The sequence below is a fragment of the Caballeronia sp. LZ062 genome (assembly GCF_031450785.1).
GTDB lineage: Bacteria > Pseudomonadota > Gammaproteobacteria > Burkholderiales > Burkholderiaceae > Caballeronia.
The window spans coordinates 1,142,809-1,154,215 of record NZ_JARTWB010000002.1; the positions used below are offsets into that span (position 1 = coordinate 1,142,809).

Annotated in this window: 12 protein-coding genes; 5 read left to right on the plus strand and 7 right to left on the minus strand. The window is 64.3% G+C overall.

Translation table 11 applies throughout. The features are described 5' to 3' along the window. Positions 1-18 precede the first annotated feature (18 nt). The 7 genes from P9239_RS11420 to P9239_RS11450 all read right to left on the minus strand — a co-directional run bounded on the left by P9239_RS11420 (position 19) and on the right by P9239_RS11450 (position 7,287). Complete coding sequence (locus P9239_RS11420; RefSeq protein ID WP_309750802.1) at positions 19-885, minus strand: SDR family oxidoreductase; 867 nt, start codon at positions 883-885, stop codon at positions 19-21. Between the two features lie 19 nt (positions 886-904). After that, positions 905-1,909, minus strand: a complete 1,005-nt coding sequence (locus P9239_RS11425) for an NADP-dependent oxidoreductase (RefSeq protein WP_309750804.1) — start codon at positions 1,907-1,909, stop codon at positions 905-907. A gap of 14 nt (positions 1,910-1,923) precedes the next feature. Beyond that, the gene (locus tag P9239_RS11430; protein ID WP_309750807.1) at positions 1,924-2,409 is read right to left on the minus strand and encodes a PaaI family thioesterase; all 486 of its coding nucleotides are present in this window, start codon (positions 2,407-2,409) and stop codon (positions 1,924-1,926) included. 5 nt (positions 2,410-2,414) lie between these two features. Continuing rightward, positions 2,415-2,717, minus strand: coding sequence for a Dabb family protein (locus P9239_RS11435; protein WP_309750809.1), 303 nt, complete (start codon positions 2,715-2,717; stop codon positions 2,415-2,417). 57 nt (positions 2,718-2,774) lie between these two features. Next, positions 2,775-3,407 (minus strand): bifunctional nicotinamidase/pyrazinamidase, encoded by a 633-nt coding sequence (pncA, locus tag P9239_RS11440; RefSeq protein WP_309750811.1) that lies wholly within the window; start codon positions 3,405-3,407, stop codon positions 2,775-2,777. Positions 3,408-3,414: 7 nt separating this feature from the next. After that, positions 3,415-5,499 (minus strand): 3-hydroxyacyl-CoA dehydrogenase NAD-binding domain-containing protein, encoded by a 2,085-nt coding sequence (locus P9239_RS11445; RefSeq protein ID WP_309750813.1) that lies wholly within the window; start codon positions 5,497-5,499, stop codon positions 3,415-3,417. A gap of 129 nt (positions 5,500-5,628) precedes the next feature. After that, entirely contained in the window at positions 5,629-7,287 is a 1,659-nt protein-coding gene (locus tag P9239_RS11450) for a 3-(methylthio)propionyl-CoA ligase (protein WP_309750815.1), read from the minus strand. A gap of 117 nt (positions 7,288-7,404) precedes the next feature. On the opposite strand from P9239_RS11450, the gene P9239_RS11455 reads away from it, so the two are divergent. From P9239_RS11455 to P9239_RS11475, 5 genes are all read left to right on the plus strand, one after another. Further along, a complete protein-coding gene (locus tag P9239_RS11455) occupies positions 7,405-9,012 on the plus strand; it encodes a protein adenylyltransferase SelO (protein WP_404980028.1) in 1,608 nt (535 codons plus the stop codon). A gap of 52 nt (positions 9,013-9,064) precedes the next feature. Beyond that, positions 9,065-9,487: a peptide-methionine (R)-S-oxide reductase MsrB gene (gene msrB / locus P9239_RS11460; protein WP_309750817.1), complete on the plus strand. Its 423-nt coding sequence runs from the start codon at positions 9,065-9,067 to the stop codon at positions 9,485-9,487. Between the two features lie 140 nt (positions 9,488-9,627). Next, the gene (locus tag P9239_RS11465; RefSeq protein ID WP_175940289.1) at positions 9,628-10,164 is read left to right on the plus strand and encodes a septation protein A; all 537 of its coding nucleotides are present in this window, start codon (positions 9,628-9,630) and stop codon (positions 10,162-10,164) included. A 17-nt stretch (positions 10,165-10,181) separates the two neighbouring features. Beyond that, positions 10,182-10,475 (plus strand): BolA family protein, encoded by a 294-nt coding sequence (locus P9239_RS11470; protein ID WP_309754005.1) that lies wholly within the window; start codon positions 10,182-10,184, stop codon positions 10,473-10,475. Positions 10,476-10,570: 95 nt separating this feature from the next. Continuing rightward, positions 10,571-11,353 (plus strand): peptidylprolyl isomerase, encoded by a 783-nt coding sequence (locus P9239_RS11475; RefSeq protein ID WP_309750821.1) that lies wholly within the window; start codon positions 10,571-10,573, stop codon positions 11,351-11,353. The last annotated feature ends 54 nt before the right edge of the window (positions 11,354-11,407 follow it).

The following is an 11,407-nucleotide window of genomic DNA, read 5'->3' on the forward strand; positions in this document are numbered from 1 at the left end:
ATAATGCCACGAACGCCGCTAGCCCTGCTTCGGCTGCGATTTGAGCGACATCGGATCGCTCGGATTCCGCAGTTGCGCGATATCGTCCAGCCGCAGCCGAATCGACGCCATGATGCCCGGATGCGTGATCACGTAGAAGCGGCCTTCGCGGACCGCGTCGAACGTGAGTTCGGCGATGTCGCGCGCCGACAGCCGCCCGCTTTCCACCGCGCGCGTCAATTGCCGCGCGGCCATTTTCTGCGATGCGGTCAGCGGCGCGTCGTTGGCGAGCGCGTCGGGCCGCGAGCGCTCGGCATCCGCAATGCCGGTCGGCACGAACGCCGGGCACAAAAGCGACACGCCGATGGACGCACCCGCGAGCCGCAGATCGTGATGAAGCGTCTCGGTGAGCGCGACGACCGCGTGCTTCGATGCGTTGTAGACGCCCATCGCGGGCGCGGCGAGCAGCCCGGCCACCGACGCCGTGTTCACGATATGCGCCGGCTCCGCCTGCTTCAGCATGATCGGCGTGAAGGCGCGCACGCCGTTCGCCACGCCCATCACGTTCACGCCGAAGACCCACTGCCAGTCCTTCGCGCTGTTCTCCCAGACGAAGCCGCCCGCGCCCACGCCCGCGTTGTTGAAGAGCAGATGCACGCCGCCGTATGCATCGAGCGCAGCGCGCGCGAGCGCATCGACTTGCGCCGCGTCGGAGACGTCCGTGCGCACGCCGAGCGCGTCGCCGCCTTGCGCGCGCACCGCATCGACGGTGGCGGCGAGCGCGGTGTCGTCGATATCGGCGAGCACCAGATTCATGCCGAGCGACGCAGCCTTGTACGCGAACTCGCGGCCGAAACCGCTGCCCGCGCCGGTGATGACGGCCACCTTGCCTTCGAAGCTGTCCACGCGAATTCCTTTGCTGTCGTCAGATCAGCTTCACGAGTTGCTTGCCGAAGTTCTTGCCGCGCAAGAGGCCGAGAAACGCTTCCGGCGCGCTTTCGATGCCTTCGGCAATCGTCTCGCGATACTTGAGCTTTCCGGACGCGACCGCAGCGCCGAGTTCTTTCAGCGCCTGCGGCCACACGTCCATGTGCTCGCTGACGATGAACCCTTGCAGCTTCAGCCGCTGCGTGAGCAAGAGCGCGGGCGCTTTCATCGGCAAGGGCTTGCCCTCGTAGCCGGAGATCATGCCGCACAGCGCGATGCGGCCGAACGCGTTCATGCGCGCGAGCACCGCGTCGAGCACTTCGCCGCCGACGTTCTCGAAGTAGCCATCGACACCGTTCGGCGCGGCCGCCTTCAGATCGTCGCGCAGGTTGCCGGCCTTGTAATCGACGCACGCGTCGAAGCCGAGCGTCTCCACCACATAGCGACACTTCTCCTCGCCGCCCGCGATGCCGACCGCGCGGCAGCCCGCCGCCTTCGCGAGCTGGCCGACCACACTGCCGACCGCCCCGCTCGCCGCCGATACGACGACCGTCTCGCCCGCCTTCGGCTCGATGATCCGGTTGAGGCCGTACCAAGCGGTGACGCCCGGCATGCCGACCGGCCCGAGATAAGCGGAAAGCGGCACGTGTGTCGTGTCGACGATCTGCATGCCTTTGCCATCGGACGTGCCGTATTCCTGCCAGCCGAACATGCCGACGACCTTGTCGCCCGTCTTGAACGCCGGATTGCGCGACTCGATCACTTCGCCGACGGTCCCGCCGATCATCACTTCGTTGAGCGGTTGCGGCGGCGCATACGATTTTGTGTCGTTCATCCGTCCGCGCATGTACGGGTCGAGCGAGAGAAAGTGATTGCGCACGCGCACCTGCCCTTCGCCGAGCGGCGCGAGCGGCGTCTCGACGAGCTTGAAATTGTCCGCCGACGCTTCGCCTTCTGGACGCGAAACGAGGAGGATCTGACGGTTGATCTGTGCGTCTGCCATGTGGAGTCTCCTTATCAGGCGTCGCTCGGGCCGGGCGTGGCTTCGGGATCGGAACGCAGTTTCTGGCGCACGACGTCGCGGCCTACCGCAAGCCGCTTCATGTATTTGAACGTGCCGAGCGCCTTCGCGACGAAATGGCCTTCGCTGTCGCGGATTTCGCCTTCGCAGTAGGCCATCGTCGTCGAGCGGTGCAGCACGCGCCCGTAGCCGCGCAACTCGCCGCGTCCCGGCTGCATGAAGTTCACCTTCATCTCGACCGTGACGACGCCGACGCCATCGCCCGCGACACTGCGCGCCGCAATGGCGAGCGCGGCGTCGAGCAGGGTCATCGTGACGCCGCCGTGCGCGATGCCCCACGTGTTCAGATGCGATTCACCGAGCGGCAGGCGCACTTCGCCTTCGCCATCGACGGCTTTCACGAGCTGCACGCCGAGCGCGTCGATGAACGGGCTTTCTATCGCGGCGCCGTGGTTCGCGGCGTTGTTGGACGTATCGTTCATCGCGGTCACACCTCGTAGTCGAGGCATTGACGCGCTTCGTGGACCGCTGTCACGAAGTCCTTCACGGCGAGATGCTTCGGGTGGACCTGATACGCGTGCAGCGAAGCGGCGTCGTCGAAGTCCGAGACGAGCACGACGTCATACGTGCAGTCGAAGCCCGGCTGCGCGATGCCGACTTCGAAGTGCCCTTGCCCTTTCACGAGGCTGCGGCAGGTTTCGAGCCTGGTCTTGAGCTTTTGCGCGTTTTCCGCGCGATCCGCGCCCTCGGCGGATTCCTTCAGCTTCCACATGACGATATGACGTAGCACGGCGGCTCCTGTTATGCGAATGAACGAACGAAGCGCCAAGCGTAGCAAAAATCGCGTTCAGCCTTGTCGCAGTACATCGTCCGACTGCACCCGCGCGACGCCCGCCGCGCGCATGTCGGACCACGCGCGTTCCAGCGAGCCGTTCAAGTCGATGGCGCGGCACGCATCTTCGATCACGCTGGCTTCGAAGCCCGCAGCGCGCGCATCGAGCGCGGACCACGCAACGCAATAGTCGGTCGCCAGACCCGCGAGCCACACGCGCTTCGCGCCCACTTCGCGCAGATAGCCGGCGAGACCGGTCGGCGTCGTGCGATCCGCCTCGACGAAAGCCGAATAGCTGTCGACGCGTTCGTGATGCCCCTTGCGCACGATCAGCCGCGCATGAGGCGCGTCGAGATCGCGATGCAGCGCCGCGCCCGGCGTGCCCTGGACGCAATGCGACGGCCAGAGGACCTGTTCTCCATAAGGCATCGCGATGGTTTCGAAGGGCGCGCGGCCCGCATGATTCGTGGCAAACGAAACATGCGATGCCGGATGCCAGTCCTGCGTCAGCACGACGTGCGAGAACGCCTTTGCGAGCCGGTTGATGACGGGCACCACTTCGTCGCCCCGCGCGACTGCGAGCGCGCCGCCGGGCATGAAGTCGTATTGCACATCGATAAGGAGCAGCACGTCTTCGGCTGGTTTCATGTCGGACTCATGCGTTGAAGCGGCCGTTCGCAGCCGCCAGTTCGGTTACGCGCGCCGCCGGTTGCCACGCTTCGCCGTTGCGCTTTTCTGCGTACTTGCGCATGGCGCGCTCCACGTTCGGCAGGCCGAGCGTGTCGGCGTAGAACATCGGGCCGCCGCGCCACAGCGGAAAGCCGTAGCCCGTCAGATACACGATGTCGATATCCGAGGCCTTCGCCGCGATGCCTTCCTCCAGAACCTTCGCGCCCTCGTTCACGAGCGAGAGCACGAGCCGCTCGACGATCTCGTCGTCGCCTATTTCGCGCCGCGTGATGCCCTGCTCCTTCGAATACGCGACGATCATGTCGTCCACCGCTTGCGACGGCTTCGCCTCACGCGAGCCCGCTTCGTAGTCGTACCAGCCCGCGCCTGTCTTCTGCCCGAAGCGGCCCGATTCGCATAACCGGTCCGCAACGCCCGAATAGCGCATGTCCGGCTGCTCGCGATAGCGGCGCTTGCGGATGGCCCAGCCGATGTCGTTGCCCGCGAGATCGCTCATGCGGAACGGACCCATCGCAAAGCCGAAGCGCTCGATCGCGCGGTCGATCTGCGCCGGCAGCGCGCCTTCTTCGAGCATGAAAAGCGCCTGCCGCACATATTGCTCGATCATGCGGTTGCCGATGAAGCCGTCGCAGACGCGCGCCACCACCGCCGTCTTGCCGATTTTTCTGGCAAGCTGCATGACGGTCGCGAGCACGTCTTTCCCGGTCTTCTCGCCGCGCACCACTTCGAGCAGCTTCATGACGTTGGCCGGACTGAAGAAGTGCATGCCGATGACATCTTCGGGACGCGCGGTGAATGCTGCGATCTTGTCGAGATCGAGCGTCGATGTATTCGACGTGAGGATCGCGCCCGGCTTCGCGATTGCGTCGAGTTGACGGAAGACCTGCGCTTTCACGTCGAGATCTTCGAACACGGCTTCGATGATCAGATCGGCTTGCGCGAGATCGGCGTAGTCGAGCGTCGGCTGGAGAAGCGCCGTGCGCGCTTCGAGCTGTTCCGGCTTCAGCTTGCCCTTTTGTACCTGCGCTTGGTAGTTGCGCCGTATCGTGGCGAGGCCGCGGTCGAGCGCGTCTTGTCTGCTTTCCAGCAGCACAACGGGCAAGCCCGCGTTGATGAAGTTCATCGCGATGCCGCCGCCCATCGTTCCCGCACCGACCACGCCGATGCGTTCGATCGTCCGAACCGGCGTATTCGACGGCACGTCCGCGATCTTGCTGGCCGCGCGCTCGGCGAAAAACGCATGGCGCAGCGCGCGGCTTTCCGGTGTCTGCACGAGGAAGAGAAAGCACTCGCGCTCGAAGGCAAGACCGCGATCGAAGCCTGCGTTCGCGCCCATCTCGATGGCATCGATGCACTTGTGCGGCGCGGGAAAGTGCTTGGCTTTCTCGGCAATCGCCTGGCGCGCGGACTCGAAGCAACGCGCGGCGTCGTCATGCGCGATTGGCCGATCGCGCACCTTCGGATGCGGGCCGCTTCTTTCGGCCACGCGGCGCGCGAAGGTAACGGCGGAATCGCGCAGATCGCCTTGCGCCATTTCGTCGAAGAGCGCGGTGTCGGCGAGCTTTTCCGAACGCACCGGCGTGCCGGACACGATCATGTCGAGCGCCCGCTCGAGCCCGACCACGCGCGGCAAACGCTGCGTGCCGCCCGCCCCGGGCAAAAGGCCGAGCTTCACTTCCGGCAGCGCGATCTGCGCGCCCGGCGACGCGATGCGATAGTGCGCGCCCAGCGCGAGTTCAAGCCCGCCGCCCATTGCGACTGCGTGAATCGCCGCGACGACCGGCTTCTCGCTGCCCTCGACGGCCTTGATGACGGTGGCGAGCGTCGGCTCCTGCGTCGCCTTCGGCGTGTTGAACTCGGTGATGTCCGCGCCGCCCGAGAACGCCTTTCCCGCGCCGATCAGCACGATCGCATGCACCGACGCATCGCTGCGCGCCCGCTCGATGCCTTCGACGATGCCAAGCCGCGTCGAATGTCCGAGGCCGTTGACCGGCGGATTGTCGAGCGTAATGACGGCAACGCCTTCACGGACCGTATAGTCGACTGCCATGAATGATTCCCCTCTCGCGTGATGGCTCATTGTGGGCGATCGGGAAAGAATATACAAAGGCGAACGGCCGTTCAATTCGGCTATGCCCGAACGCGATGCAAGCAGGCACGCGCCGCGGCGCAGGGCGTATCAGAGCGCTTTCTCTTCCGCGACAGGCAGCACATGATCGCGGTACTGCTCGCGCAGGCGCACCTTCTGGAGCTTGCCCGTGGCCGTGTGCGGCAGCTCGTCCGCGAAGACGACGTCGTCCGGAATCCACCACTTCGCGACCTTGCCTTCGTAGAACGCGAGCAGTTCATCGCGCGTGAGCGTCGCGCCCGGCCGCAGCACGGCGACGATCATCGGCCGCTCGGTCCACTTGGGATGCGAACACGCGATGCACGCGGCCTCCGCCACTTGCGGATGCGACATCGCGATGTTCTCCAGATCGATCGAGCTGATCCATTCGCCGCCCGATTTGATGACGTCCTTGCTGCGGTCAGTGATGTGCATGAATCCGTCAGCGTCGATGGTTGCGACGTCGCCGGTCGGGAACCAGCCGTCGACGAGCGGGGATTCGTCGCGGCGGTAATAGCGGTCGATGACCCACGGCCCGCGCACGTAGAGATCGCCGAACGACTGGCCGTCCCACGGCAGTTCCTGGCCGTCGTCGCCGACCACTTTCATGTCCACGCCGAAAAGCGCATGGCCCTGCTTTTCGCGCGACGCGCGCTGCTCCTCCGGCGTGCGCTGCTTCTGGCGGAATGACAGGCGCGCGAGCGTGCCGAGCGGCGACATCTCCGTCATGCCCCACGCATGAATCACTTCGACGCCGTATTCTTCTTCGAACGTGCGCAGCATCGCGGGCGGACACGCGGAGCCGCCGATCACGGTGCGCTTGAGCGTTGAAAAACGCTTGTCCGCCTGCTTCATGTAATTAAGGAGTCCGAGCCATACCGTCGGCACGCCCGCCGAATATGTGACGCCTTCGGCTTCCATCAATTCGTAGAGCGACTTGCCGTCGAGGTCTTTGCCCGGAAACACGAGCTTCGCGCCGACGAGCGGCCCCGCGTGCGGAATGCCCCATGCGTTGACGTGAAACATCGGCACGACGGGAAGAATCGCATCGCTCGACGAAGCGCCCATCGCATCGGGCAGCGCGGCGGCGTACGCATGCAAAACAGTCGAGCGATGCGAATACAGCGCGCCCTTCGGATTGCCGGTCGTGCCGGACGTATAGCAGAGAAACGAGGCTTGCCGTTCGTCGAGCACCGGCCATTCGAACACGCCGTCTTGCGCCGCGATGAGGCTTTCGTAGCTCAAGACGGGCACGCTCATGTCGCCAAGATGTTCGGCGATGCACGCGGCGTCGCCTAGCGCGATCCAGCCTTTCACGTTCGGGCAATGCGGCGCGATGCGTTCGACGAGCGGGCCGAACGTCATGTCGAAGAAGACGTACGAATCGTCGGCGTGGTCGATGATGAACGCGATCTGATCCGGAAAGAGCCGCGGATTGATGGTGTGGCACACGGCGCCCATGCCGCTCACGCCGTAATAGCACTCCAGATGCCGGTAGCCGTTCCACGCGAGCGTGCCGATGCGCTCGCCCTGTTCGACGCCGAGCGCGGCGAGCGCCTGCGCGACTTGCTTCGCGCGTTTCTCGCAGTCGCGATACGTGTAGCGATGGATATCGCCCTCGATGCGCTTCGACACGATCTCCGTATCGCCGAAGTGGCGCGCCGCATGCGAGAGCAATGATGACGCGAGCAGCGGGATGTCCATCATCTGACCGTAAAGCGGCGACGCCATGTGTGAAGTCCTCGACGAGTGGATGGTTCCGACAGATGGTCCGACAGCTGCCCGAGTGCCGCCCTGCAGGCCCGCGGGCGCGGAATTACAATATCGTTTAACTCTGAGGCGCTCAACATGTCGTTTTCCCCAAGCAATGCCGTGCGCGCATCGACCGGCGCAGCCGAGCCCGATCTTGGCGAGCAGTCGATGCCGCAGTCGATGGAAGCCGTTGCCGAGTCGATTCAAAGCAACCGTCCCGGTTCGTTCGCGTCGCTCGGTCCCGCGTTTTTCACCCGCCTTCCCGCCACGCCCGTTCCCGATCCGTATGTCGTCGCCGTGTCGCGCGAGGCGGCCGAACTGCTCGGCTTCGACGCGCGCATCGCGGAAGACGAACCAGCCGCGTTCGCCGCTTACTTCGCGGGCAACCCCACGCGCGAATGGCCGCCCGAAGCGCTGCCGTATGCGGCGGTCTATTCCGGGCATCAGTTCGGCGTGTGGGCCGGTCAACTGGGCGATGGCCGCGCGCTCACGCTCGGCGAAGTCGATCGCGCCGGCGCGCGCCTCGAAGTGCAGCTGAAAGGCGCGGGCCGCACGCCGTATTCGCGCATGGGCGATGGCCGCGCGGTGCTGCGCTCGTCCATCCGCGAATTTCTGTGTTCGGAAGCGATGCATCATCTCGGCATTCCGACGACGCGCGCGCTCGCCGTCATCGGCTCGGACTTGCCGGTGCGCCGCGAGACCATCGAGACGGCGGCGATCGCCACGCGCATCGCGCCGAGCTTCGTGCGCTTCGGCAACTTCGAGCATTTTTACGCGAACGAGCGCGTGGACGATCTCAAGACGCTGGCGGATCACGTCATCGAGCGTTTCTATCCGCAGTGCCGCGACGCCGACGATCCGTATCTCGCGCTGCTCGATGAAGTCGTGCGACGCACGGCGGAACTCATGGCGCAATGGCAAAGCGTGGGTTTCTGCCACGGCGTGATGAATACCGACAACATGTCGATTCTCGGCCTCACGATCGACTACGGTCCGTTCGGCTTCATGGACGGCTTCAACGCGCATCACATCTGCAATCACACGGATACGCAGGGCCGCTATGCGTATAGCCGGCAGCCGCAGGTCGGGTACTGGAACCTGTTCTGTCTCGCGCAGGCGCTCGTGCCGCTCTTCGGCGCGAATCTGCCGGAAGAAGGCCGCGCGGAACGCGTGGTGGAGGAAGCGCAGAAGGTGCTCGAACACTACAAGACCTATTTCGCGCCCGCGCTCGAAGACAAGATGCGCGCGAAGCTCGGTCTCGAGACCGCGCGCGAAGGCGACGACAAGCTCGCCAACGGTCTGCTCGAGATCATGCACGCCAATCGCGCGGACTTCACGCTGACGTTCCGCAATCTGTCGAAGATCGCGAAAGCAGACGCTTCGGCCGACGCGCCCGTGCGCGATCTCTTTCTCGACCGCGCGGCCTTCGACGCGTGGGCGGTGCAGTATCGCGAGCGCCTCGCGTATGAATCTCGCGACGATGCGGCCCGCGCGGCGGCGATGAATCGCGTGAATCCGAAGTACGTGCTGCGCAATCACCTCGCCGAGCAGGCCATCCGTCAGGCGAACGAGAAAGACTTCTCGGAAGTTGCGCGCTTGCTTGACGTGCTGCGCCGTCCATTCGACGAACAACCCGAGAACGAGGCATACGCCGGCCTGCCGCCGGACTGGGCGAGCGACCTGGAAGTCAGTTGTTCTTCCTGAGCCCGCCCCCAACTACACTGCCCAGAGCAACGAGAGCAACGAAAGGAAGACCATGAACCGAGACGACACCCCCGGCGCCACCGAGCATCCGCTGCAAAAGGACGACGCGGCCTATCGCCGTGAACTCAACGAGATGCAATACCAGGTCACGCGCCACGCGGCGACCGAACGGCCGTTCACTGGCGAATACTGGGATCATTTCGAGCGCGGCGTGTACGACTGCGTGTGTTGCGGCACCCCGCTTTTCGAATCCGACACCAAGTTCGACGCCGGCTGCGGCTGGCCGAGCTATTTCAAGCCGATCAACGGCGAAGTGATCAAAGAAAAGACCGACCGCTCGCACGGCATGCTGCGTATCGAAGTGCAGTGCAAGAACTGCGGCGCGCATCTCGGCCACGTGTTCGAGGACGGCCCCGCGCCGACGGGCCTCCGGTATTGCATCAACTCGGCTGCGCTACAATTCGAACCCAAGTAAGCGGGTTCAGCCTTGAGCGGACGCGGGCGAGCAGACTCGCTCGTGGCCGCCGCCCGACCCGCGCCCGCTCTTTTCGAGCGGGCGTTCGTTTAGCGTCATCGCGCCCCGCATCGCACCATTCGCCTCATCTCCGGACGCCAATGAAATTCCTGTTCGATCTGTTTCCGATCATCCTCTTTTTCGTCGCTTTCAAGATTTGGGGCATCTATACGGCGACAGCCGTCGCGATCGCGGCGACGCTCGTGCAGATCGCTTGGGTCGCGTTCCGGCACCGCAAGGTCGATCCGATGTTGTGGGTGAGCCTGGGCGTCGTCGTCGTGTTCGGCGGCGCAACGCTCGTCCTGCATAACGACACGTTCATCAAATGGAAGCCCACTGCCCTTTACTGGCTCTTCGCGTTCGCGCTGATCGTCGCGCAAGTCGGCTTCAGGAAGAACCTGATCGAAGCGATGATGGGCAAGCAGATCGTGCTGCCGCATCGCGTGTGGGGACAGTTGAATATCGCGTGGGCGGTGTTTTTCGCGCTGCTCGGCATCGTGAACCTCTTCGTCGCCTATCACTTCACGACCGACCAGTGGGTCAACTTCAAGCTCTTCGGCGCGACGGGCTGCCTCGTGCTCTTTATCGTCGCGCAGAGTTTCTGGCTCGCGAAATACATGAAGGAGGACAATCAGTGAACGCTGCCTTCGATTTCATGGCCGCCAGCGCGCAGGACAAGATTGCGCATCTTGAAGCGCGTCTCGAAGCGGCGCTGAGTCCGCAATCCGTCCATATCGAGGACGACAGCGCCGCGCACGCGGGCCACGCGGGCGCGGCGTCGGGCAGTCACTACACGGTGACGATCGTCGCGGAACGCTTCGCCGGCAAGGCGCGCGTGGCGCGGCATCGGCTGGTGTATGATGCGCTGGCCGAGGAAATGCGGCGCGGCGTGCACGCGCTTGCCATCCGGGCTTATACGCCGCAAGAGTTCGCAGAACAATTCGAATAAATCGCGGTTCGCTGGACTCTCTGCAGTCCGGCGCCTGGCTTCAATCTCGCTAAACCCGCCTTTGAGGCGTCTGTTTGTTCAGTTAGGAACCTCCGATGACTTTGAAAAAAACCCGCGTCTGGGTGTTGCTGGCTGCGTTCGCGGCGGCTCCCGCGTTCGCGCAGAACATCGCCGTCGTGAACGGCACGCCGATTCCCACGGCGCGCGCCGATGCGCTCGTGAAGCAACTCGTCCAGCAGGGTCAGCAGGATTCGCCGCAACTGCAACAGGCCGTGCGCGAAGAACTCATCAACCGCGAAATCCTGATGCAGGAAGCCGCCCGCGAAGGCGTGGCGAACCGCCCGGACGTGAAGGCGCAATTGGCCGTCGCGCAGCAGACCGTCGTGCTGCGCGCGATGATCGAAGACTTCGTCGCGAAGAACAAGCCGACCGATGCCGAAATCAAGGCGCGCTACGACCAGCTCGTGAAGCAGCAAGGCGGCGGCAAGGAACTGCATCTGCATCACATCCTCGTGGATAACGAGGCGCAGGCGAACGACCTGATCGCGAAGATCAAGGGCGGCGCGAGCTTCGAAGACCTCGCGAAGCAATATTCGAAGGACCCGGGATCGGGCAAGAACGGCGGCGACCTCGACTGGTCCGCGCCCTCGGCGTATGTGCCGGAGTTCGGCGCCGCGGCCGAGAAGCTGAAGAAGGGCGAAGTCACGCCCGCGCCGGTTAAGACGCAATTCGGCTGGCACATCATTCGTCTCGACGACAGCCGCGATATCGCGCCGCCGCCGTTCGAGCAGGTCAAGGCGCAAATTGCGCAGCAAATGCAGCAGGAAAAGCTGCAGGCGTTCGAAGAGAATCTGCGCAAGAAAGCGGTGATCAAGTAACTTTCCGCTTGCCGCGAACCTACGCTGCATATAACAAAGCCGCCCTCGGGCGGC

Coding starts and splice junctions, on each gene's coding strand:
- P9239_RS11425 (WP_309750804.1), bottom strand. CDS start 1,909: ATGGCAGACGCACAGATCAACCGTCAGATCCTCCTCGTTTCGCGTCCA.
- P9239_RS11430 (WP_309750807.1), bottom strand. CDS start 2,409: ATGAACGATACGTCCAACAACGCCGCGAACCACGGCGCCGCGATAGAA.
- pncA (WP_309750811.1), bottom strand. CDS start 3,407: ATGAAACCAGCCGAAGACGTGCTGCTCCTTATCGATGTGCAATACGAC.
- P9239_RS11445 (WP_309750813.1), bottom strand. CDS start 5,499: ATGGCAGTCGACTATACGGTCCGTGAAGGCGTTGCCGTCATTACGCTC.
- P9239_RS11450 (WP_309750815.1), bottom strand. CDS start 7,287: ATGGCGTCGCCGCTTTACGGTCAGATGATGGACATCCCGCTGCTCGCG.
- P9239_RS11455 (WP_404980028.1), top strand. CDS start 7,405: ATGTCGTTTTCCCCAAGCAATGCCGTGCGCGCATCGACCGGCGCAGCC.
- msrB (WP_309750817.1), top strand. CDS start 9,065: ATGAACCGAGACGACACCCCCGGCGCCACCGAGCATCCGCTGCAAAAG.
- P9239_RS11465 (WP_175940289.1), top strand. CDS start 9,628: ATGAAATTCCTGTTCGATCTGTTTCCGATCATCCTCTTTTTCGTCGCT.
- P9239_RS11470 (WP_309754005.1), top strand. CDS start 10,182: ATGGCCGCCAGCGCGCAGGACAAGATTGCGCATCTTGAAGCGCGTCTC.
- P9239_RS11475 (WP_309750821.1), top strand. CDS start 10,571: ATGACTTTGAAAAAAACCCGCGTCTGGGTGTTGCTGGCTGCGTTCGCG.